Origin of the sequence: Roseiarcus fermentans, assembly GCF_003315135.1 — a bacterium.
Classification (GTDB): Bacteria; Pseudomonadota; Alphaproteobacteria; order Rhizobiales; family Beijerinckiaceae; genus Roseiarcus; species Roseiarcus fermentans.
Genome location: NZ_QNRK01000005.1, coordinates 24053 through 45417 on the forward strand (window position 1 = coordinate 24053; position 21365 = coordinate 45417).

Annotated in this window: 19 protein-coding genes; 14 read left to right on the plus strand and 5 right to left on the minus strand. The window is 69.5% G+C overall.

Annotated elements, in window-relative coordinates; all coding sequences use genetic code 11:
- Window positions 1-18: 18 nt before the first annotated feature.
- Together DFR50_RS05495 and DFR50_RS05500 are read right to left on the minus strand one after the other, a co-directional pair.
- On the minus strand, window positions 19-969 hold the full coding sequence (locus DFR50_RS05495; RefSeq protein ID WP_113888201.1) for a cell division protein FtsX: 951 nt from the start codon (window positions 967-969) through the stop codon (window positions 19-21).
- On the minus strand, window positions 966-1604 hold the full coding sequence (locus tag DFR50_RS05500; RefSeq protein WP_113888202.1) for a cell division ATP-binding protein FtsE: 639 nt from the start codon (window positions 1602-1604) through the stop codon (window positions 966-968). Before DFR50_RS05500 ends, DFR50_RS05495 begins: the two co-directional genes overlap by 4 nt.
- 275 nt (window positions 1605-1879) lie before the next feature.
- Between DFR50_RS05500 and hpt the strand changes: the two genes are divergently transcribed.
- Complete coding sequence (gene hpt / locus DFR50_RS05505) at window positions 1880-2428, plus strand: hypoxanthine phosphoribosyltransferase (RefSeq protein ID WP_113888203.1); 549 nt, start codon at window positions 1880-1882, stop codon at window positions 2426-2428.
- Window positions 2429-2454: 26 nt separating this feature from the next.
- Complete coding sequence (locus DFR50_RS05510) at window positions 2455-4308, plus strand: aminopeptidase P family protein (RefSeq protein ID WP_113888204.1); 1854 nt, start codon at window positions 2455-2457, stop codon at window positions 4306-4308.
- Window positions 4309-4362: 54 nt separating this feature from the next.
- Here DFR50_RS05510 and phbB read toward each other — a convergent pair whose 3' ends face one another.
- Window positions 4363-5088, minus strand: a complete 726-nt coding sequence (gene phbB, locus DFR50_RS05515; RefSeq protein WP_113888205.1) for a beta-ketoacyl-ACP reductase — start codon at window positions 5086-5088, stop codon at window positions 4363-4365.
- 286 nt (window positions 5089-5374) lie between these two features.
- Between phbB and phaR the strand changes: the two genes are divergently transcribed.
- The 9 genes from phaR to DFR50_RS05560 all read left to right on the plus strand — a co-directional run bounded on the left by phaR (window position 5375) and on the right by DFR50_RS05560 (window position 13754).
- Complete coding sequence (gene phaR, locus DFR50_RS05520; protein ID WP_113888206.1) at window positions 5375-5956, plus strand: polyhydroxyalkanoate synthesis repressor PhaR; 582 nt, start codon at window positions 5375-5377, stop codon at window positions 5954-5956.
- A 74-nt stretch (window positions 5957-6030) separates the two neighbouring features.
- Window positions 6031-6825, plus strand: a complete 795-nt coding sequence (locus DFR50_RS05525) for a methyltransferase domain-containing protein (RefSeq protein WP_113888207.1) — start codon at window positions 6031-6033, stop codon at window positions 6823-6825.
- A gap of 32 nt (window positions 6826-6857) precedes the next feature.
- Window positions 6858-7487, plus strand: coding sequence for a 2,3-bisphosphoglycerate-dependent phosphoglycerate mutase (locus tag DFR50_RS05530; protein WP_113888208.1), 630 nt, complete (start codon window positions 6858-6860; stop codon window positions 7485-7487).
- 83 nt (window positions 7488-7570) lie between these two features.
- Window positions 7571-8002, plus strand: coding sequence for a hypothetical protein (locus DFR50_RS05535; protein WP_210208814.1), 432 nt, complete (start codon window positions 7571-7573; stop codon window positions 8000-8002).
- A gap of 66 nt (window positions 8003-8068) precedes the next feature.
- Complete coding sequence (gene mnmE, locus DFR50_RS05540) at window positions 8069-9391, plus strand: tRNA uridine-5-carboxymethylaminomethyl(34) synthesis GTPase MnmE (RefSeq protein ID WP_113888209.1); 1323 nt, start codon at window positions 8069-8071, stop codon at window positions 9389-9391.
- Between the two features lie 19 nt (window positions 9392-9410).
- Window positions 9411-11300 carry a tRNA uridine-5-carboxymethylaminomethyl(34) synthesis enzyme MnmG gene (mnmG, locus tag DFR50_RS05545; protein WP_245427339.1) on the plus strand — a complete coding sequence of 630 codons (1890 nt, stop codon included), beginning with the start codon at window positions 9411-9413 and terminating at the stop codon, window positions 11298-11300.
- Window positions 11297-11980: a 16S rRNA (guanine(527)-N(7))-methyltransferase RsmG gene (locus tag DFR50_RS05550; RefSeq protein ID WP_170153061.1), complete on the plus strand. Its 684-nt coding sequence runs from the start codon at window positions 11297-11299 to the stop codon at window positions 11978-11980. The genes mnmG and DFR50_RS05550 overlap by 4 nt, the downstream gene beginning before the upstream one ends.
- Before the next feature lie 3 nt (window positions 11981-11983).
- A complete protein-coding gene (locus DFR50_RS05555) occupies window positions 11984-12832 on the plus strand; it encodes a ParA family protein (protein ID WP_113888211.1) in 849 nt (282 codons plus the stop codon).
- A 34-nt stretch (window positions 12833-12866) separates the two neighbouring features.
- Window positions 12867-13754 carry a ParB/RepB/Spo0J family partition protein gene (locus DFR50_RS05560; protein ID WP_113888212.1) on the plus strand — a complete coding sequence of 296 codons (888 nt, stop codon included), beginning with the start codon at window positions 12867-12869 and terminating at the stop codon, window positions 13752-13754.
- 33 nt (window positions 13755-13787) lie between these two features.
- Here the strand turns inward: DFR50_RS05560 and holA are convergent, their stop codons facing one another.
- Window positions 13788-14810, minus strand: a complete 1023-nt coding sequence (holA, locus tag DFR50_RS05565) for a DNA polymerase III subunit delta (RefSeq protein ID WP_113888213.1) — start codon at window positions 14808-14810, stop codon at window positions 13788-13790.
- Window positions 14811-14935: 125 nt separating this feature from the next.
- Here holA and leuB point away from each other — a divergent pair, with 125 nt between their 5' ends.
- Window positions 14936-16048, plus strand: coding sequence for a 3-isopropylmalate dehydrogenase (leuB, locus tag DFR50_RS05570; RefSeq protein ID WP_113888214.1), 1113 nt, complete (start codon window positions 14936-14938; stop codon window positions 16046-16048).
- Between the two features lie 60 nt (window positions 16049-16108).
- Here leuB and DFR50_RS05575 read toward each other — a convergent pair whose 3' ends face one another.
- Entirely contained in the window at window positions 16109-18883 is a 2775-nt protein-coding gene (locus DFR50_RS05575) for a hybrid sensor histidine kinase/response regulator (protein WP_113888215.1), read from the minus strand.
- A gap of 382 nt (window positions 18884-19265) precedes the next feature.
- Between DFR50_RS05575 and metX the strand changes: the two genes are divergently transcribed.
- Window positions 19266-20354: a homoserine O-acetyltransferase MetX gene (gene metX, locus DFR50_RS05580; RefSeq protein ID WP_281015942.1), complete on the plus strand. Its 1089-nt coding sequence runs from the start codon at window positions 19266-19268 to the stop codon at window positions 20352-20354.
- Window positions 20351-21031, plus strand: coding sequence for a methionine biosynthesis protein MetW (gene metW / locus DFR50_RS05585; RefSeq protein WP_113888216.1), 681 nt, complete (start codon window positions 20351-20353; stop codon window positions 21029-21031). Before metX ends, metW begins: the two co-directional genes overlap by 4 nt.
- Window positions 21032-21365: the final 334 nt, after the last annotated feature.

Sequence of the window (21365 nt, forward strand, 5' to 3'; positions counted from 1 at the left end):
GGGGCGGCCTTGATACCACTATTGCAGCGCGCGCAAGTGACGGACCACGATCCTGCGGGAGAGAATCCCGGTGAGCAGCGTGACGACGCCGGCGACGAGGAGAAGTCCGAAGTAGCCGCCGGGGCCGAGCGCAAACGAACCGAACAGCGCCGCGAGCTCGGCGCCGCCGGGCGAGTTCGCCGACCAGCGCGACAGCCCCGCTGCGGCGAGGAAGAAGGCGATCGCCGCGCCGCCGCCGATCGCCGCGCCCTGGAACCCCAGGCGCTGAAAATGGCCGTGGAACTGATTGGCGACGAACCGGTCGGAGGCGCCGACGAAATGCAGCACCTCGACGATCTCGCGGTTCTCCGCCACCGCGCCGCGGGTGGCGAAGCCGATCGCCGTCGCCATGGCGACGATGACGAGCAGGAAGATCGCCAGCGCGAGCGACACGATCGCGCCGGCCATGACGCTGATTCGCGACGCCCACACCCGATGGTCGTCGAGGTCGGCCTGCGGCGCCTCGCGGGCGAGGCTCGTCCGCAGCGCGGCGATGTCGGCATCGTTGGCGAGCCGGACGACGACGATGCGCGGAACGGGGAGAAGGGCGAGGTCGATGTTGTCGCCGAGCCAGGGCTGAAGCAGCTTCTTCGAATCGTCGGCGCTGTAGGCGTGGACGGCGCCGCTCCCCGCCTGGCGGACCGCGATCGCGACCACCCGCTCGACCACCCGGTCGACGTCGTCGTCCGGTCCGGGTTTCACCTGGATCGTGAGATCGCTGAGGACATCCGTTTTCCACGCCTGCGACGCCTGCGCCACGAGCAGGGCGCCGCCGGCCGTCAGGCAGGCGAGAAACGTCATGATCGCGACCACGACGACGAGCGCGCTGCCGGAGATCGAGTCGCGCGGAATGAGCGGCGCGCCGCGGGCGACGGCCGCCTCGGAAGACGGCGCGATCGGAGCGGCGCCGTCGTCCCCGGGCTCGGTCATTCCGGGTTCCCCTCGAAAATGTCGACCCTCCCGTCGCCCACGACCATCCGCCGGGCGAAGCCGAGCTGATCCATGAGCTGCAGGTCGTGGGTGGCGATCACGACCGCCGTGCCGAGCCTGTGCAACTCGACGAACAGGCGCAGCAGCCGGCGGGCGAGCCCGGGGTCGACGTTGCCGGTCGGCTCGTCAGCGAGCAGCAACTCGGGCCGGACGATGAGCGCGCGGGCGATCGCCGCGCGCTGCTTCTCGCCGCCGGACAGAACCGGGGGAATGGCGTTCATGCGCTGGCCGAGGCCGACCCAGCGCAAGAGCTCCATGACTTCCGCCCGGTAGCTCGATTCCGCCCGGCCGAGCGCGCGCAGCGGCAGGGCGACGTTCTCGTAGGTCGTGAGATGATCGAGCAGGCGGAAGTCCTGGAAGACCACGCCGATCCGCCGTCTGAGCCCGGTGAGCTCGTCCTTGGTCAGGGTCGCCGAGTCGCGCCCGAATATATGGATGGTCCCGCGCGTCGGCCGCAGCGACAGCAGCATCAGCCGAAGCAGCGTGGTCTTGCCGGCGCCCGACGGCCCGGTCAGGAACTGAAAGGTTTGCGGGGCGATGGAGAAATTGAGATCGCTGACGACCTCTTCGCCCATTCCGTAGCGCAAACCGACGTTTTCGAAGTGAAGCAAGGGAATCGCCTGGAAGGGAGCGCCGCGAAAGGCTCGCGCGAATCCGTAATCGACGGATCGCGGATCGGCAATCGGCCCCGGGTTCGCAAGCCGTCGATTCGGGATGGCGACCGAACGACGCCGCGCCTGGGCGGCTTTCGACGGCTATCGATCCGGCGCTTGGAAAAGGCCGGCCTCGGCGGCTATGCTGACGGACCGGAAAGGTGCAAGACGGGGCTTGCCCGATCGAGGATACGCTCATGAGCGGCGAGAGACGCGTCAAGGTTCTGTTCGACGAAACGGCGATCGCGGCGCGAACCGAAGCGCTGGCCCGGGAGATCGCGGCCGCCGCTCCGAAGGACCTGCTGGTGGTGGCGATCCTGAAGGGCTCGTTCATGTTCGCCGCCGATCTCCTGCGCGCGCTGCATCGGGCCGGGCTCGAGCCGCAGGTCGAGTTCTTTCATCTGTCCAGCTATCTCGACGGAACGGTGTCGAGCGGAACGGTCAGGATCCTGCGCGACATCGACTCGCCGGTGCGCGACCGGGACGTGCTGGTGATCGACGACATCCTCGAATCCGGGCGAACGCTCGCCTTCGCCAAGGATCTCCTGGCGGCGCGCGGCGCCCGGCGCGTGCTCATCTGCACGATGCTCGAGAAACCGGGCAAGCGCGCCGTTCCGCTCACCGCCGATTTCGTCGGCTTCGTCTGCCCCGACGCGTTCGTCGTGGGCTACGGCATGGACGTGGCGCATTACTACCGGGAGCTGCCGTTCATCGGACGGGTGGTGACGGAACAGGACGCCGATTGAGCGGCGCTAGATCGGGAGGCGCCGAGGTGTTCGAAAGCCGTTTTCAGTCGTTTGCGGACATTGGCGGTCCGACAAACGGGGCCGTGCGGGCGGCGGAGCTGCGGCGCGCGCTGGACGCCCAGTCCCTCGACGGCTTCATCGTCCCGCGCGCCGACGAGCACCAGAACGAGTACGTTCCGGCGAACGCCGAGCGCCTGTTGTGGCTGACCGGATTCGCGGGCTCGGCCGGCGCCGCGATCGTGCTGAAGGATCGCGCGGCTGTGTTCGTCGACGGCCGCTACACGGAGCAGGCGAAGGCTCAGGTCGACGGCTCGGTGTTCGAGGTCCGCCACGGGGTCGAGGAGCCGCCGACGGAGTGGTTGAGCCGCGCGCTGAAAGCCGGCCAGCGATTCGGCTACGATCCGCGCCTGCACACCCCCGATTTCGTTCGGCGGCTCGCCGCCGCGTGCGAGGCGGCGGGCGCGGAGCTGGTCGCCGCCGCGCAGAACCCCGTCGACTCGATCTGGCTGGACCGGCCGGAGTCGCCGGCCGGGCCGGTCACCGAGCACAAGACGCAGTTCGCCGGGGAACCCGCCGCGGCGAAGGTGACGAGGGTCAGGGAAGCGCTCGGCCGGAACGACGGCGTGCTGGTCAGCGACCCGCACAATCTCGCCTGGCTGTTCAACATTCGCGGCGCGGACGTCTCGCATACGCCCCTGCCGCTCGGCTACGCCTATGTTCCCCGCGACGGCCGGCCGACGCTTCTGCTCGATTCGCGGAAATTGTCCGCCGCAATCCGGGACGGGCTCGGCGAGCATGCCGAGCTGGCCGAACCGGATACGGTGGTCCCGCTGATGGAAAGACTGGGCCGGCAGGGCGCGCGCGTGCTGTTCGACGGCGCGACCGCCCCGGCGCTGCTCACCCAGACGCTCGAGCGCGCCGGCGGCAAAGCGGACGTCGGCGCCGATCCGATCGGCCTGATGAAGGCGGCCAAGAACAAGGCCGAGCTCGATGGCGCGCGGGCGGCTCACGAGCGCGACGGCGCGGCGCTCACGCGCTTTCTGGCGTGGTTCGACGCCGAGGCGCCGCGCGGGCGGCTGACCGAGATCGACGCCGTCCAGGCGCTCGAATCGTTCCGACGCGCCACCGGCGCCCTCAAGGACATCTCGTTTCCGACCATCGCCGCCGCCGGACCGCACTCCGCGATGCCGCACTACCGGGTCAGCGCCGCGAGCAACCGCAAGATCGAGAGCGGCGTCTTCCTGGTCGACAGCGGCGGGCAATACGAGGACGGGACGACGGACGTCACCCGGACGATCGCGGTCGGGCGTCCGACCGCGCTGATGCGCGACCGGTTCACGCGGGTTCTCAAGGGCCACATCGCGATCGCGAAGGCCGTGTTTCCGAGAGGGACCAGCGGGGCGCAGATCGACGCGCTGGCGCGACGGCCGCTCTGGGAAGCCGGTCTCGATTTCGATCACGGCACCGGACACGGCGTGGGCTCGTACCTCTCCGTGCACGAGGGCCCGCAACGGATCTCGAAGACGGGGACGGTCGCGCTGGCGCCGGGGATGATCCTGTCCAACGAGCCGGGGTATTACGCCGCCGGCGCGTTCGGAATCCGGACGGAAAACCTCATGGTGGTCGAGCCGCGGGCGATCGCGGGGGCGGAGCGGGACATGCTCGGATTCGAAACGCTGACGCTGGCGCCGATCGATCTCAGGCTCGTCGACTGGAAACTCCTGGACGCGTGCGAGATCAAGTGGCTCGACGGGTATCACGCGCGCGTGCGCAAAACGCTGTCGCCGCAGCTCGACACGGCCGCCCGCCGCTGGCTGCACGAGGCGACCAGCCGCCGGCTCGGAATCCGGTCGCGGCGTGGATCCGAGCCGGCCACGTGAGAACGCGCGCTCCTTAGCGCCCGGCGCCGGATCGGCGCCGGGCGCGCCCGGGGATCAGACCATATATTGGCCGCCGTTGGCCGAGATGGTCGATCCGGTGATGAGCCCCGCTTCGTCGGAAGCGAGGAACACGACGCAGCGGCCGATCTCCGACGGCTCGCCGAGGCGGCGCAGCGGGATCAGCGGCAGGATCGACTTCTCGAGGACCTCCTTCGGCACCGCCCTGACCATTTCGGTGGCGATGTATCCGGGGCAGATCGCGTTCACCGTGACGCCCTTGTTGGCGTTCTCCTGGGCCAGCGCCTTGGTGAAGCCGATGTCGCCGGCCTTGGCGGCGGAATAGTTCGACTGGCCCGCCTGCCCCTTCTGACCGTTGACCGAGGAGATGTTGATGATGCGGCCGAACCCGCGCTCCCGCATCCCTTCGATCACCGGACGGGTCATGTTGAACAGCGAGTTGAGGTTGGTGTTGATGACCGCGTACCATTGTTCGGGGGTCATCTTGTGGAAGAAGCCGTCCTTGGTGATGCCGGCGTTGTTGACCAGCACGTCGATCGGTCCCAGGTCCTTGGTCACGGTCGCGAGGCCCTGGACGCAATCCTCGTACTTGGACACGTCCCACTTGTAGACGTGCACCCCGGTTTCCGCCTTGAACTTCGCCGCCGCCTCGTCGTTGGCATGATAGGTCGCGGCGACCTCGTATCCGGCCGCCTTCAGCGCCTTCGAGATCGCTTCCCCGATGCCGCGCGTGCCGCCCGTGACTACTGCTACCCTTGCCATGTCCTTGTCCTCCCTGGAGGTTGCTGACGACTTTACCGGGCTTGCCGCCGACGGGTCCTGTCGGGGCGAGCTTCCGGCCGTGAATTCGATAACGCGGCAAACCTACACGATGCGCCCGATGAGGCGCCAGTAGCCGATAGGCGCACGATGCGCCTTGGCCGCGGCCGCCGGCATGGTCGGGAATCGGAGCGCCTTGCGGCGCCAAAAAGAGAGTGCGGGGCACAAAAAAACCGCCTATCGTAGGCATCTCCTTCGCACCTGCGTATCATTGGGGACGCGCGATCTTATGGCGACCAGTTCTCCGACGACGATCAAGAAATACGCGAACCGACGCTTGTACAACACGGCGTCGAGCGCGTATGTGACTCTGGCCGACCTCGCCAAGATGGTGAAGAGCGGGGAAGATTTCGTCGTCTACGACGCCAAGACGAACGAGGACATCACCAGGTCCGTCCTCACGCAGATCATCTTCGAGCAAGAGGGCATCGAGGGTCAGTCGCTCCTGCCGACGACGTTTCTGCGCCAGCTGATCCGCTTTTACGGCGACAGCGTGCAGGCTCTTCTTCCAAGCTATCTGGAGTTCTCCATCGATCGGTTCAGCGGCGAGCGCCAGGCGATGCGCGAGGCTGCCGGCCACATGTTCGGCGCGGACGCGTTTTCCGGCGGATCGTTCGCGGCGCTGCAGGAGCTGACGCAAAAAAACCTGATCGCTTTCAATCAGGCGCTCGGCATGTTCTCGCCCTTTCCCGCTGCGATCGCGACCGTCGAGGCGGCGCGGAAGACGAGTTCTCCCGAGGACATCGAGGAGTTGCGCAAGCAACTGTCCGAGATCCAGAAAAAACTGGAATTGCTCGCCGGAAAGAGCTGAGCCGGCGAAGCGACGATTGCGCAAGCGAGGCTGGTCGTCCACAATTCAGCGCTGAAAATGCGGCCTGAAGCGCGATGCCTGTCGACTCCCAGACCCTGATCGACTTTTACGAGTCCCCGCTGGGCGACGTCGCCAGACGCCTGATCGGGCGGATCGTGCGCGCGCGCTGGCTCAGCGCCCGGGGCCTGACGATCGCCGCGCTCGGATACGGGTCTCCTTACCTCGAGCGGCTGCGCGACGGCGCCGATCGGTGCTTCGCCATGATGCCGGCCGGCCAGGGCGCCGCGGTCTGGCCCGACCGCGAGCGGTGTGCGGCGACGATGGTGCACGGCGAGATGCTGCCCCTGCCCGACAACAGCGTCGACCGGCTCATGATCGTGCATGCGCTCGAGGCCGCGGAGCGGCCAGGCGAGCTGCTCGAGGAGGTGTGGCGCATCGTCGCGCCGGAAGGCCGCATCCTGGTGGTCGTCCCCTCGCGGCGCGGCGTTTGGGCGCGAGTGGACGCGACCCCTTTCGGGCACGGATTGCCGTACTCGCGAACCCAGTTGCGCGATCTCCTCCAGGGCGCGGACCTGTCGCCGGTGTTCTGGGGCGAGGCGCTGTTCGCGCCCCCGGTGGGGAAGCGCGCCGTGATTCGCTTCGCGCCGACGATCGAGCGGGTCGGCGCGGCCTTCAGCCTGCCGTTCGCCGGCGTCTACGTGGTCGAAGCGATCAAGCAGGTCTATCGCCCGGTGCGCGTTCACGCCCTCGCCAGGACCCGGCGCGGGGTCGGCGTCCCGGCGCTGGCCGCGAGCGCCCGGCGCGAGGCCCGGGGCGCCGCCGATCATCCGTCGATTGTGCAATTGGCGCCGGGCGAGCGGATGGTCTAAGGCTCTTTGATCCTCGAACTCGGTGAAGACAGATGCCGAATAGCGAACGCCTGCTCGTCCTCCTGCGCCACGGCCAGAGCGACTGGAACCTGAAGAACCTGTTCACCGGCTGGCGCGACCCCGACCTGTCGCCGACCGGGGTGGAAGAGGCGACCGAGGCCGGGCGCCGGCTGAAGGCGCAAGGGCTCACGTTCGACGTCGCCTATACCTCGGCCCTGACCCGGGCCCAGCACACGCTCGCCCTGACGCTCGCCGCGCTCGACCAGACGGGTCTGCCCGAGCATCGCGACCAGGCCCTGAACGAGCGCCACTACGGCGATCTGTGCGGGCTCAACAAAGACGACGCGCGCAAGAAGTGGGGCGAGGAGCAGGTCCATCTCTGGCGCCGGAGCTACGACGTCCCGCCGCCCGGCGGAGAGAGCCTGAAGGACACGGTCGCCCGGGCGCTGCCGTATTATTGCCAGCACATTCTGCCGGACGTCCTGCGCGGCAAGCGCGTCCTGGTCGCCGCGCACGGCAACTCGCTGCGGGCGCTGGTCATGGTGCTCGACCGCCTGACCCCCGAGACGATCCCGTCGATGGAGCTCGCGACCGGCGTGCCGCTGGTGTACCGGCTGAACGCCGATTCGACCGTGGCGTCGAAGGACGTCCTGACGGCGTAACCGAGGGCCGACCTTTGCCGCCGGGCGCGCGCGCTTTGGGTTACTATCCCGGGGCGAGGTGATTCGTTTCGGCGGAGAGGACGATGGCGCGCTGGATCGCAGCGATGGGCTTGCCGGTGATCGGAGCGGCGCTGGCCGGGCCGGCCGCCGCGGCCGCCGGGCAGTACGAGTTTCTCGCCGCGCCGCAAATCAACCTGTCGCTCGTCTATCGGCTGGACAAGCTCTCGGGGGACGTGATCGCGTGTCAGTTCGCGCATAGCCCCGGCCGCGCCGACGTCGGCCCCGGCGCCTTCGGCGTGACGGCCTGCTACCGCTCCGGCGAGGGCGCGACCGGACAGGAGCCGGGCGACTATGGGCTCGTCGCCACCCGCCATGAGCAGGAAGGCGGCGTCTTTCGCGTCAACTATCGGACGGGCGCGCTCAGCGTCTGCTATCTCTATTTCCAGCGCGAGAAGCAGGGCGACCGCGAGGCGATCGCCGACCAGTACGTCGTCTGCACGCCGCCGTCGAAGTGACGGCGGCGTCGGCCTCCCGGCGAGGCCGGGCGGCCGCGCGGCGGGACGGGAGTCGGACGGCGCGGCATGGCGGGCAAGCAATCAGACACGATTTTCGCCCAGGCGAGCGGCGTCGGAAAGGCCGCCGTCGCCGTCTTCCGCATCTCCGGTCCGGCCTGCGTCGCAGCGCTCGCGGCGCTCGCGCCCGGCGCGGTCTTTCCCGACCGGACCGCGACGCTGCGGACGTTGACCGACCCGGCGACCGGCGAGGCGCTCGATCGGGCGCTTGTGATCCGCTTCGCCGCGCCGAGGAGCTTCACCGGCGAGGAGGTCGCCGAGATCCACGTCACCGGCGGACGGGCGGTTCCGGCGGCGCTCGCCCGCGCGCTCGCCGCCGCGCCCGGGCTGCGGCTCGCCGCCCCCGGCGAATTCGCCTGGCGCGCGTTCCTGAACGGCAAGATGGACCTGTCCGAGGCCGAGGGGCTCGCCGATCTGGTCGAGGCCGAGACCGAGGCGCAGCGCCGGCAGGCGGTGCGGATCGCCGGCGGCGCGCTGCGGCGCGAGTGCGACGCCATTCGCGCCGCGCTGCTCGACGCGATGGCGACGGTCGAGGCGCAGCTCGACTTTTCCGATGTCGAAGACGCCGACCTGAGCGAGCAATCGGTGCGCGCGGCGGCGCGCCGCGCCCTTGACCGGATCGACCGCGGGCTCGCCAGCGCCCGCTCGGCGGAGAGGCTGAGGACCGGTTATGTCGTGGTGATCGCTGGCCCGCCCAACGTCGGCAAGTCGACGCTCTTGAACGCGATCGCCGGCCGCGACGTCGCGATCACCTCGCCGTTCGCCGGTACGACCCGGGACCCGATCGAGGTGGCGGTCGATCTCGCCGGCTATCCGGTCGTTCTCGTCGACACCGCGGGCATTCGCGATGCGGCCGATCCGGTCGAGCAGGAAGGGGTGAGACGGGCGCGCCAGCGCGCCGAGGACGCCGACCTGACGCTGTGGCTCGACGACGGCCTGGGACGCAGCGGCGCGCCCGGCGGCGCGCTGATCGTCAGGACCAAGTCCGATCTCGCGGGCGCCGACGCGCCGCCCTCGACGGACGGCGCGGAATTTGCGATATCGGCGAAGACCGGACAGGGGATCGACCGCCTGCTCGCCGCGATCGCCGAGCGGGCGGTGGACGGCATGGCGACGGCGGAGCCCGCCGTGCTGACGGCGGCGCGGCATCGCGACGCCTTCGCGGAGGCGCGAAGCGCGCTGGCGTCGATCCTGGCTGCGGACACGATCGAGGCGGAGCTGGCGGCGGAAAGCTTCCGCATCGCCGCCGCCGCGATGGACCGCGTCGTCGGGCGAATCGGCGTCGAGGACGTGCTGGGAGCGATCTTCTCCCGGCTGTGCGTAGGCAAGTGAGGGCGAGGGTCTGTTTCACGTGAAACACCAGGCGGTCCTGCAACGCTTCGACGTCGTCGTGATCGGCGGCGGCCACGCCGGCTGCGAGGCGGCCGCGGCGGCGGCCCGCTGCGGCGCCGCGACCGCCCTCGTCACCCATTCGGCGGCGAGGATCGGCGAGATGTCGTGCAATCCGGCGATCGGCGGCATCGGCAAGGGCCACCTCGTGCGCGAGATCGACGCCCTCGACGGCCTGATGGGCCGCGCCGCCGATGCGGCCGGCCTGCAGTTCCGCGTCCTCAATCGTCGCAAGGGACCGGCCGTCCAGGGGCCTCGCGCGCAGGCCGACCGGGCGCTCTACCGTCGCGCCATGCGTGCGCTGGTCGCCGCGACGCCCGGCCTCGCCGTGATCGAAGGCGAGGCCTCGGCGATCCGGTCGGCGAACGGCGCGGTCGTCGGCGTCGATCTCGCCGATGGGCGGACGCTGTCGTGTCGCTGCGCCGTGCTGACGACCGGCACCTTCCTTCGCGGCATGATCCACCTCGGCGAAGTTCGCACCCCGGCCGGCCGCTTCGGCGATCCGCCCTCGGTGTCGCTGGCGCTCAGCCTCGAACGGGCGGGGTTCGCCTTCGGGCGGCTGAAGACTGGAACGCCGCCGCGTCTCGACGGTCGGACGATCGATTGGGCGGCGCTGGAGATTCAGCACGGCGACGACCCGCCGGAGTTCTTTTCCGCCGACACGAGGGCGGTCGCGGCCCCGCAGATCCCCTGCCACATCACTCGCACGACCGCGGAGACGCACGCCGTCATCCGCGCCGACTCGCGCCGCTCGGCCGTCTATTCGGGCGCGCTGTCCGGCCGCGGGCCGCGCTATTGCCCGTCGATCGAGGACAAGGTGGTCCGCTTCGCCGATCGCGACAGTCACCAGATCTTCCTCGAGCCGGAGGGCTTCGACGATCCGACCGTCTATCCCAACGGCGTCTCGACCTCGCTGCCGGCCGAGACGCAGCGGGCGCTGATCGCGACCATCCCGGGGCTCGAGCGGACGCGGATCGTCCGGCCGGGCTATGCGATCGAATACGATTACGTCGACCCGCGCGGCCTGGAAGCGACGCTGGAGGCGCGCCGCTTCCGCGGGTTATTCCTGGCGGGCCAGATCAACGGCACCACCGGCTACGAGGAGGCGGCGGCGCAGGGGCTCGCGGCCGGGATCAATGCGGCGCGGGCGGCCGGCGGCCTCGACCCCGCCACCTTCGACCGCGCCGATTCCTATCTCGGGGTGATGATCGACGACCTGACCACCCGGGGCGTCAGCGAGCCCTACCGGATGTTCACCTCGCGCGCCGAGTTCCGGCTGTCGCTGCGCGCCGACAACGCCGACGAGCGCCTGACCGGCCGGGGCATCGCGCTCGGCTGCGTCGGCCCGGACCGCAGTCGGCTCTACCGCGACGCCCAGGCGCAGCTCTCCGCTGCGCGCGCGCTGCTCGCGGGCGCGACGGCGTCGCCTGCGACCCTCGAGACGTTCGGCGTCCTGGTCAACGCGGACGGCGTCCGGCGGACGGCGTTCGAACTCGCGGCGCAGCCGCAGTTTCCGCTCTCGGCGCTGGCGCGGGTGTGGCCGGAGATCGCGACCATCCCGCGCGCGCTCGTGCCGCGACTCGAAGCCGACGCCAAATATGCGGTCTATGTCGAACGGCAGGCGGAGGACGTGGCGCGCCACCGTCGCGACGATGCGCTGCTGCTGCCCGACAGCCTCGACTACGACGACCTGCCCGGGTTGTCGCGCGAGATGCGACAGAAGTTTTCCGCCGTACGACCGCGCAGCCTCGGTCAGGCGGGGCGAATCGAAGGCGTCACCCCGGCGGCGCTCGCGGTGGTGTCCGCGCACGCCCGGCGGGCGAGAGCCGCGGAGGTTCGGACATCGACGTGAGGGCCGGCGGCGGGGAGACCAGGCGGGCTTCGCCCGCAGACGCCGCCGGGCGGCTCGGGGAGGACCGCCGCGCCGCGTTCCGACTCGTTCCTGTTTCACGTGAAACAGAGGAGCGCCTGGAAACCTTCGTCGCCCTCCTCGCCCGCTGGCGCAAGGCGACCAATCTCATCTCCGAATCGAGCTTCCCGACGGTCTGGACACGGCACGTCGCCGACAGCGCCCAGCTTCTCCCGCTCTCCGCCGGCGCGACGCGCTGGCTCGACATGGGCTCCGGCGCCGGCTTTCCGGGGATGATCGTCGCCATCGCGCTCGCCGACGTTCCCGGCGCGGTGGTTCATTGCGTCGACAGCGATCGCCGCCGCTGCGCCTTTCTGCGCGAGGCGGCGCGGGCGACCGGCGCCCCGGCGGTCATCCATCCCGTCCGGGTCGAGTCGCTGGGGCCGCAGGACACGGGAGCTGTGGACTGCGTGGCCGCGCGCGCCTTCGCCCCCTTGCTCAAGACGCTCGAGTTCGCCAAACCATGGCTCGAGCGCGGAGCGTCGGGGTTGTTTCCCCGCGGCAGGTCGGCTTTGCAGGATCTGCAGCAGGATCCCCCTCCGCCGCAATTCGCGATCGAGACGATCCGGAGCGTCGTCGACGCCGACGCCATGATCCTTCGCGTCCGGATGAACCAGGATTGAGCCATGGCTGCCGTCATTCCACCCGATGAAGGCGACGCGAAGCGCGCGGCGAAGCCGCGCGTTCTCGTCATGGCCAACCAAAAGGGCGGCGTCGGGAAGACCACCACCGCCATCAATCTCGGCACGGCGCTGGCCGCCATCGGCGAGCGCGTGCTGATCATCGACCTCGATCCCCAGGGCAACGCCTCGACCGGGCTCGGAATCGATCGCAAGGCCCGCGCGACCTCGAGCTACGACGCCCTGATCGGCGAACGGAGCCTCAGCGAGGTGATTACGCCGACGGCGGTGCCGCGGCTCAGCATCGCGCCCTCGACCATGGATCTGCTCGGAGTCGAACTGGAAATCGCCGGCGAGAGCGATCGGTCCTACAAGCTGCGCAAGGCGCTGCTGGCGTTCTTCGAATCAGACCGGACCCGTCCGGACCCGGTCACCTACGTTCTCGTCGACTGTCCGCCGTCATTGAACCTGCTCACGATCAACGCGCTGGCGGCCGCCGACGCGGTCGTCGTGCCGCTGCAGTGCGAATTCTTCGCGCTCGAGGGGCTGTCCCAGCTTTTGACCACCGTCGATCAGGTGCGGCGGACGCTCAATCCCGCGCTGACCATCCACGGCGTCGTGCTGACGATGTTCGATCCGCGCAACAGCCTCGCGGGCCAGGTGGTGGCGGACGTGCGCGCCCACATGGGGGACAAGGTCTACGACACGGTGATCCCGCGCAATGTCCGGATCTCCGAGGCGCCCTCGCACGGCAAGCCGGCGCTGCTCTACGACCTGCGCTGCGCCGGCAGTCAGGCCTATCTCAAGCTCGCCTCGGAAGTGATTCAACGCGAAGGCCGCTGGCGGCCCGCGTGAGCGGGCGGTCCGGCTGAACGGGAGCAAGGACAGCATGGCCGAGGATCCTGGCCGAACGGAACACAGGCCGCGCCTCGGGCGCGGGCTCGCCGCGCTTCTCGGGGCGTCCCAGGACGATGTCGAGGCGCCCGTCGCCCGCGGCGCGCGCAAGGCGCCGATTGAATTTCTGAGGCCCAATCCGCACAACCCGCGCAAACGCTTCGACGAGACGGAGCTCGACGAACTCGCCGCGTCGATCAGGGAGCGCGGCGTCATCCAGCCGATCCTCGTGCGCGCCATTCCGCGCGTCGCCGACGCCTACGAGATCGTCGCCGGCGAGCGGCGCTGGCGCGCGGCGCAGCGCGCCGGCCTGCACGAGGCGCCGATCGTGGTGATCGAGGCGAGCGACCGCGAGGCGCTCGAGATCGCGATCATCGAGAACGTGCAGCGCGCCGACCTCAACCCCCTCGAGGAGGCCGCCGGCTACGCCCAGCTCGGCGCCGAGCACGGCTACGCCCACGCCGACATCGCGCGGGTGGTCGGCAAGAGCCGCAGCCACATCGCCAACACGCTGCGGCTCGTCAATCTGCCCGAGCACAGCCGGAGGCTGCTCGCCGAGGGCAAGATTTCCGCCGGCCACGCCCGCGCCCTGCTGGCCGTTCCGCACCCGGACGCGACCGCCGACCGGATCGTTTCCGAAGGCCTCACCGTGCGCGACATCGAGCGCCTCGGCGAAAACGCCGGCAAGACCGCGCGTCCGCGGAAGCCCGCTGCGACAATCGACGCCGACACGCTCGCTCTTCAGGACCGGCTCGGCCTGGCGCTCGGCGCCAAGGTGACGATCCGCCACGCCGGCGAGAGCGGCGAGATCCGCATCGCCTTCCGCGATTTCGAGCAGCTCGACGAATTCTGCCGGCGGCTCTCCCAGCCGGCGGAGCGATAGGGCCGGCGGAGCCGGCGACCGCAGGCGAGCGGGTCAGGACGGGCGTCGGGAGGCCAGCGACCAGATGGCGCGGGTCGCGAGAACCTTCGCCAGATCGGGCGTCGCGCGAATCCGGCCGCTCGCGGCCCGGATGGCCGGCAGTTGCCGGGAAATCGAGGCAGAGGTCCAGCGCTGCGCGGCCCGCGCCAGCGCCTTGCGCCCCTCGGGCGTCGCGCGGAGATACAGCGCCTGGAACGCCGAGTCGAAGTCGCGGCCGGTTTCCATCTCGAGCCGTAGCCGATGCAGCGTGGTCAGCCGGGCGACGAGGCGTCCGAACACCTCGTTGGCGTCGCCGCCGTCGGCGAAGAACCGCGCGGCGTCGGCCGCCGCCCCGGCGAGGTCGCCGAGCAGCGCCTGGTCGACGAGCGCGTCGATCGGCGACGGGGCGGCGTTCGAGACGATCGCCCTTACGTCGTCGAGCCCGATGCGCGCCTTTCCGTGCGCGAACAGGACGAGCTTGGCGATTTCCGCCCGGCTCGTCTGGCGGTCGGCGCCGATCAGGTCGAGCAGCGCGTCGCGGGCGTCGGGCTCGATCGCGAGCCCGGCCTGACGCAGCGCGCCGTCGACCAGCGCGGCGAGCGCCCGGGGATCGTCCGAATAGCACTCGATCGCCGCCGCGTCGGCCGCCTTCTCGAACGCCGTCCTGAGGGCGTGGCCACGCTTGAGTTGCGGCGCCTTGATCACGATCGCGCATTCGTCCGGCGGCCTCGCGAACAGCGGCTCGAGCGCGGGCATGAGGTCGCGCCCCTGCGCGTCGATCCAGATCGCGCGGCTGCCGCCGAACATCGACACCGCATAGGCTTCGTCGGCGAGGGCTTCGGGGCGGCGCGCGAGCGCGTCGCCCTCGAGTCGCACAAGCCGCAACGGATCGGGGTCCGCCCCGATCAGCCGGCGGACGATCGCCTGCGACCGCTCGTACGCCAACCCTTCGTCGTCGCCGTGGATCAGGAAGAACCGGACCTCCGCCGGCAAGCGCTGGATGAATCCGTCGGCGGCGAAGGACTTGATGGCGGTCATGGCGGCGCTGTCCCCGATCGTGCTCGCGCGGCCGCCGATCCTTCCGATCGGCTGCGGCCTTTCATCCCCGGTCGAAATCGTCTAGCAGTGCGTCTCCCTTTCGGCCCATCAGACAAGAAACGTCAATGCCCAGCTATCATCTCTTTCTTCTTCCCGGCGACGGAATCGGCCCCGAAGTGATGGCCGAGGTCGAGAAGGTGATCCACGCGTTCGAGTCCGATGGGCTCGCGACGTTCGAGATCGAAAAAGGCCTCGTCGGCGGCTGCGCCTACGACGCGCACGGGGCCGCGATCAGCGACGCCGACATGGCGCGCGCCGAGGCCGCCGACGCTGTGCTTCTCGCCGCGGTCGGAGGACCGAAATGGGCCTCCGTGCCCTACGAGGTGCGCCCGGAAGCCGGGCTCCTGCGCCTGCGCAAGGACCTCGGCCTCTACGCCAACCTGAGGCCCGCGGTGTGCTATCCGGCGCTCGCGTCCGCTTCGTCGCTGAAGCCCGAGGTCGTCGAGGGCCTCGACATCATGATCGTGCGCGAGCTCACCGGCGGCGTCTATTTCGGCGAGCCGAAAGAAATCGTCGACCTCGGCAACGGGCAGAAGCGGGCGATCGACACCCAGGTCTACGACACCTACGAGATCGAGCGCATCGGCCGGGTCGCCTTCGATCTGGCGCGCAAGCGAGGGAACAAGGTCACGTCGGCCGAGAAGCACAACGTGATGAAGTCCGGGGTGCTGTGGAAGGACGTGATCACGGCGCTCCACAAACGCGAGTACGCGGACGTTCAGCTCGAGCACCAGCTCGCCGACGCGCTCGGCATGCAGCTGGTGCGCTGGCCGAAGCAGTTCGACGTCATCGTCACCGACAATCTGTTCGGCGACATGCTGTCGGACGTCGCGGCGATGCTGACCGGATCGCTCGGCATGCTGCCGTCGGCCTCGCTCGGCGACCAGAACCCCAAGACCGGCAAGCGCAAGGCGATGTACGAGCCGGTGCACGGCTCGGCGCCCGACATCGCCGGCAAGGGCGCGGCCAACCCGATCGCGATGATCGCGTCGTTCGGCATGGCGCTGCGCTATTCGTTCGGCGCGGGCGCGGCGGCGGATCGGCTGGACGCTGCGATCGCGAGCGTGCTCGCCGACGGTTTCCGCACCGCCGACATCAAGAGCGACGGCTGCACGCTGGTCTCGACCATGGCCATGGGCGACGCGATCGTCTCGGCGTTGGGAAAAAGCGCCGCCTGATCTTCACCGGTCCCGCGACCGCTCGGCGAGGGAATTCGGCCGCTTCCGTCGCCGACCGCGTCAGGCCGCGGCTTCGCCGACCGCCCTCGCGATCTCCGCGAGCTTGGCGCGCAGGACGGCCGCCCGGATCGGCTTGGCGAGATAGTCGTCCATGCCGGCCCTCAGGTAATAGTCCTTCGCGCCCGTCATCGCGTCGGCCGTCAGCGCCACGATCCGGACCCGCCCCAGCGGCCCGGGCAGCTGGCGGATCCGCTTGGTCGCCTCGATGCCGTCGAGCAGCGGCATCTGCACGTCCATCAGCACGACGTCGAAGCGTTCGGCGGCCGCCGCCGCGACCGCTTCCAGGCCGTTGTCGACCACCTGCACGCTGTGCCCCGCCTTCTGGAGCATCGTCCGGGCGACCTCCTGGTTGACCTTGTTGTCCTCGGCCAGAAGCACGCGCAACCGCGCGGCCCTCGGATCCGACGCCGTCATTCCCTGCGCCGCCGCGCCGCCGGGGTCCGTCGGGACCGGCGCCGCGGACCGGGCGGCGGCCCTTGCGGCCGCCGCATCGTCGGGGCTGAACAGCCGGCTCAGGCAGTCCAGCAGGTCGGCGCGACGGATCGGCTTCCCCAGCACCGCGTCGATCGCGCCGCCCACCCGCCGCCTGAGGTCGGAGGCGCCGGAAGAAGACACGAGAACGATGCGCGCCTTCGTGAGGTCCGACGTGGAGCGCACGCGTTCGGCCAGCGACACGCCGGCGAGGCCCGGCATCATCTGGTCGAGCAGGAGGAGGTCGAAGGGCCGGCCGGCGGCGGCAGATCGCTCGATCCCGGCCAGCGCCACGAAACCGTCGGGCGCGGTCTCGATCTCCATGCCGAGCGCGCGCAGTTGCAGCGTCAGAATCTCGATGTTCAGCGGCACGTCGTCGACGATCAACGTTCGCAGGCCGCGCAGGCAGTCGGGCGCGGCGGCCCTGTGCGGATCGACGGGCGGCGCGAGCGCCGGGGCGAGCGCGACCTCGAACCAGAATGTCGAACCTGCGCCGACTTCGCTGCGGGCGCCGATCGCGCCGCCCATCAATTCGACCAGCTTGGCGCAGATCGCGAGACCCAGTCCGGCGCCGCCATAGCGCCGCGTGATGGAACTGTCGGCCTGGGTGAATTTCCTGAACAGGCGCGCCCGGACTTCCGCCGAGATTCCGGGCCCGGTGTCCGTGACCTCGAACCGGACCCTGACCGCGCCGCCGTCCGCCGGAGTCCCGACCCTCGTCGCCTGCACGCCGACGCTGCCGCGCTCGGTGAATTTCACTGCGTTGCCGACGAGATTCAACAGCGCCTGGCGAATGCGCAGCGGGTCGCCGTGCAGCGCCGCCGGCAGGGAGGGGTCGACATAGGTCGACAGGCCGATCGCCTTTTCCGCCGCGCTCGGGGCCAGCATGGCGGTCGCGGCCTTTACCGTGTCGGTGAGGTCGAAATCGATCGTCTCGAGATCGACCCGGCCGGCCTCGAGCTTGGAGATGTCGAGCACGTCGTTGATGATCGAGAGCAGCGCCTCGGCCGAATCCCGCGTCATCAGGGCGGACTTGCGCTGCTCGGGGGTGAGGTCGGTGTCGAGCAGATGCCCGTTCATGCCGATGATTCCGTTCATCGGCGTGCGGATTTCATGGCTCATGTTGGCCAGGAAGTCGGACTTCGCCCGGTTCGCCCTCTCGGCCGCCTCCTTGGCCGTCTGCAATTCCGCGGCCGTCGCCTCCGCCGCCGCGCGCGCCCGCGCCAGTCCGACGAGCGCGCGCTCCTGCCCGCGAAGCAGGCGCGCGAGCACCGCCGACATGATGAACACGATCGTCGCCAGCACGGCGGCCAGCCCGCCGACGCGCAGGACCGTCGCGCGCCAGTTGGCGAGCACGATCGTGTCGTCGATCGTGATGTTGGCGACAAGCGGATAGTCGCGCAGGCGGCGCGGCGCGACGATCCGCAGCGCCCTGCCGCCGCCGACGAGGCGGCTTTCGTCGGTGACGACGGCGGCCCCGCTGACGCCGGGCCGAAGCGCGTCCTTGAACGACGGCTGGTCGGCAAAGGACTTTCCGATGTAATCCCCTGCTGCGGGTTCGCGCGCCAGGAGGGCGCCGTCGCCGCGGAACAGCGAGATCGCGCTGCCCTGGCCAATGTTCACGGCCTTGAAGAAGGACTCGAAAAATGCGCTCTTGACGCCGGCGATGACCAGGCCCAGCGGCCGGCCCTGCCGGTCGCGGATCTGCCGGGCGAGGTAGAACGTCCACTCTTTGGTGACTCGGTTCTGCACCGGCGCGCTGATGTAGGGGCCGTCGAACGGACCGGCCATCAGCGTCCTGAAATAATCCCGGTCGGCGAGGTTGATGCGCTTTCCCGGCTGTCCGGGCAGGTACGGCGGGTAGTAGCGGTTGAAATTGACGATGTCGCCGCGCGCGTCGACGATCGAGGCGACGTCGAGCTGCGGCGCCCCGGCCACCTTGTTGCGGATCGCCTCGTGCATCGCGGGCGAGTCCGTCGCCCGCCAAAGCGCCTCGTCGCTGTCCAGTCCGGCGTCGTTCAGCGGCTGCACGATGCTCAGCAGCACGAGGTCGGCGGCGCGGACGGTCTGCTCCGCATGTTCGGCGAGCATGACGGAGAAATCGGTCGCGTTCGACCGCCAGAGCGCGACGTCGGCGCTTCTGTCCTGCCACAACAGCAGCGCCGCGCCGGCCAGCGTCAGGGCGGCCACCGTCACGCCGATCGCGATCGCCGACGCGCCTGTGGCGCCGCCCGGGCGAACGGCCGACGTCGTCCCCGCAGGGGAGGACAGCGGCTCGGTCGCGGAAGTTCGATAGCGCGTCATTTTCCCCGACAGGACATCCCCCACGCCGCGTCTGCGCGGCTGTCAACATCGCAAGCATCGTCCATGCCGCGTCGGAAGACGCAATTTCGGACGAATCCGCCTGGCGCGCCCCGTTCCGAGACCCATTTTGCGATTTTTGTTCGCAAAACGCGAAGGATCAGGTCCGCCCGTCCCGTTGGGGAACCGGATCTCGCCGTTTCGATCCCCTTCGCGCTTCCGCTTGCGTCCAACCGCGTGCCGGCATAACAAACAGATTGTTCGCTAGACAGAACGTAACCGACCCAAGGTGTGACCTCTCGTGGACGATCTCGTCCCGCCGACCAGCGGCGCCGCTCTCCAGTCCCTGTATCCCGACAGCCTCACTTATCGGGTCGAGGAGCCCGTGGCGCTGGGGATGGACTCGGGCGCGAGCCTCGCCCCGATGACGATCGCCTACCAGACCTACGGCGCCCTCAACGCCGAACGATCCAACGCGTTGCTGGTCTGCCATGCGCTGACCGGCGACCAGCATGTCGCGAACCTCCATCCGGTGACCGGCCGGCCGGGCTGGTGGGAGACCATGGTCGGCCCCGGCCGGCCCTTCGACACCGACCGCTTCTTCGTCATCTGCCCCAATGTGCTCGGCGGCTGCATGGGCAGCACGGGGCCGGCGTCGCTCAACCCCGAGACCGGCGAGCCCTACGGCCTCGGCTTTCCGGTCGTGACGATCGCCGACATGGTGCGCGCCCAGGCGCTGCTGATCGACCATCTCGGCATCGACACCCTGTTCTGTGTCGCCGGCGGGTCGATGGGCGGGATGCAGGTGCTGCAATGGGCGGCCGCCTATCCCGATCGCGTCTTCGCCGCGCTGCCGATCGCCACCGCCGCCCGCCATTCTTCGCAGAACATCGCCTTCGGCGAGGTCGGCCGACAGGCGGTGATGGCCGACCCCGACTGGCGCGGCGGGCGCTATCTGGTCGAGGGAACGCGGCCGTCCAAGGGGCTCGCGGTCGCGCGCATGGCGGCCCACATCACCTACCTGTCGGAGAGCGCGCTGCATCGGCGGTTCGGCCGCAACCTCCAGGACCGCGCCGCCCGGACCTTCTCGTTCGACGCCGATTTCCAGATCGAGTCGTACCTGCGCCACCAGGGACGGATTTTCGTCGACCGGTTCGACCCGAATTCCTACCTCTACCTGACGCGCGCCATGGACTATTTCGACCTCGCGGCCGAGTTCGGCGGTTCGCTGGCCAACGCCTTCCAGAACTCGCCGACCCGCTTCTGCGTCGTCTCGTTCACCTCCGACTGGCTGTTTCCGACCAGCGATTCGCGCGCGATCGTCCGCGCGCTGAACGCCGGCGCGGCGTCGGTGTCGTTCGTCGAGATCGAGACCGACAAGGGCCACGACGCCTTCCTGCTCGACGTTCCCGAACTGCTCGAGACGACCAAAGGCTTCATCGACTCGGCCGCGCGCGCCCGGGGGATCGCATGACCCTGTCGCGAGTCCTGGACGCGCGGCGCGTCGATCTGGTCCGCGTCATGGAGATGGTCACGCCGGGCTCGCGCGTTCTCGACGTCGGTTGCGGCGACGGCGAATTGCTGCGGTTGCTCGCCGAGGAGCGGCGCGTCGACGGCCGCGGCATCGAACTGTCGCAACAGGGGGTGAACGACTGCGTCGCCAAGGGACTGTCGGTGGTGCAGGGCGACGCCGACTCGGACCTCGCCGACTATCCCGACGCGGCGTTCGATTTCGTGATCCTGTCGCAGACCCTGCAGGCGACGCGCCAGCCGCGCGTCGTGCTGGAGAATTTGCTGCGCATCGGCCGTCGCGCCATCGTCTCGGTGCCGAATTTCGGCCACTGGCGGGTGCGGGTCCAGCTCGCCCTGCGCGGCCGCATGCCGGTGACCGAGCAGCTGCGCTATTCCTGGTACGACACGCCGAACATCCACTTCTGCACGATCGACGACTTCATCAGTCTCGCGCGGGAGATCGGCGCGGTGATCGAGAGCAGCGTCGCGCTCGACCAGAGCGGCGTCCCGCTCTCGCCGACGTGGCCGAAATGGACCTGGAACCTGGTCGGCGAGCAAGCGATTTTTCTGCTGCATCGCAAAGGCCTTGCGCGCGCGCACGCTTCGCGACCTCAACTGCGTTCGTCTGCGTTAGGGTGACGCGTACCAGTCGAACTTATCGTGTACGATTCTGGTCGTGAGTCGTTTTGTCGCATTCGACCCAAGTACGGTTGACGAACACGCAAAAAATGTCAATTTAAAGGGGCCGCCGCAGGAAGCAAGCCCGCGACGGCCGGGACGCTGCAATATCAGTCTAGTGGGAGCTAGACATCAGAAGACGAAGCTGAGTTGATCGCAGCAACGCCAGTAGTCGCGCACATGCTCCAAACGGCCAAAACGCAGCCTCACATACGCGCGCACGTGATGACACACGCTACGCTTTCTCATGTTGGCCTCATTTGAGGCCACAGGTTGAAAGGACGGTCGACTGGTG

Coding starts and splice junctions, on each gene's coding strand:
- phaR (WP_113888206.1), top strand. CDS start 5,375: ATGGCGACCAGTTCTCCGACGACGATCAAGAAATACGCGAACCGACGC.
- DFR50_RS05560 (WP_113888212.1), top strand. CDS start 12,867: ATGGCCGAGGATCCTGGCCGAACGGAACACAGGCCGCGCCTCGGGCGC.
- hpt (WP_113888203.1), top strand. CDS start 1,880: ATGAGCGGCGAGAGACGCGTCAAGGTTCTGTTCGACGAAACGGCGATC.
- leuB (WP_113888214.1), top strand. CDS start 14,936: ATGCCCAGCTATCATCTCTTTCTTCTTCCCGGCGACGGAATCGGCCCC.
- DFR50_RS05500 (WP_113888202.1), bottom strand. CDS start 1,604: ATGGGCGAAGAGGTCGTCAGCGATCTCAATTTCTCCATCGCCCCGCAA.
- DFR50_RS05495 (WP_113888201.1), bottom strand. CDS start 969: ATGACCGAGCCCGGGGACGACGGCGCCGCTCCGATCGCGCCGTCTTCC.
- holA (WP_113888213.1), bottom strand. CDS start 14,810: ATGACCGCCATCAAGTCCTTCGCCGCCGACGGATTCATCCAGCGCTTG.
- DFR50_RS05555 (WP_113888211.1), top strand. CDS start 11,984: ATGGCTGCCGTCATTCCACCCGATGAAGGCGACGCGAAGCGCGCGGCG.
- phbB (WP_113888205.1), bottom strand. CDS start 5,088: ATGGCAAGGGTAGCAGTAGTCACGGGCGGCACGCGCGGCATCGGGGAA.
- DFR50_RS05525 (WP_113888207.1), top strand. CDS start 6,031: ATGCCTGTCGACTCCCAGACCCTGATCGACTTTTACGAGTCCCCGCTG.
- metW (WP_113888216.1), top strand. CDS start 20,351: ATGACCCTGTCGCGAGTCCTGGACGCGCGGCGCGTCGATCTGGTCCGC.
- mnmE (WP_113888209.1), top strand. CDS start 8,069: ATGGCGGGCAAGCAATCAGACACGATTTTCGCCCAGGCGAGCGGCGTC.
- DFR50_RS05535 (WP_210208814.1), top strand. CDS start 7,571: ATGGCGCGCTGGATCGCAGCGATGGGCTTGCCGGTGATCGGAGCGGCG.
- DFR50_RS05530 (WP_113888208.1), top strand. CDS start 6,858: ATGCCGAATAGCGAACGCCTGCTCGTCCTCCTGCGCCACGGCCAGAGC.
- DFR50_RS05575 (WP_113888215.1), bottom strand. CDS start 18,883: ATGACGCGCTATCGAACTTCCGCGACCGAGCCGCTGTCCTCCCCTGCG.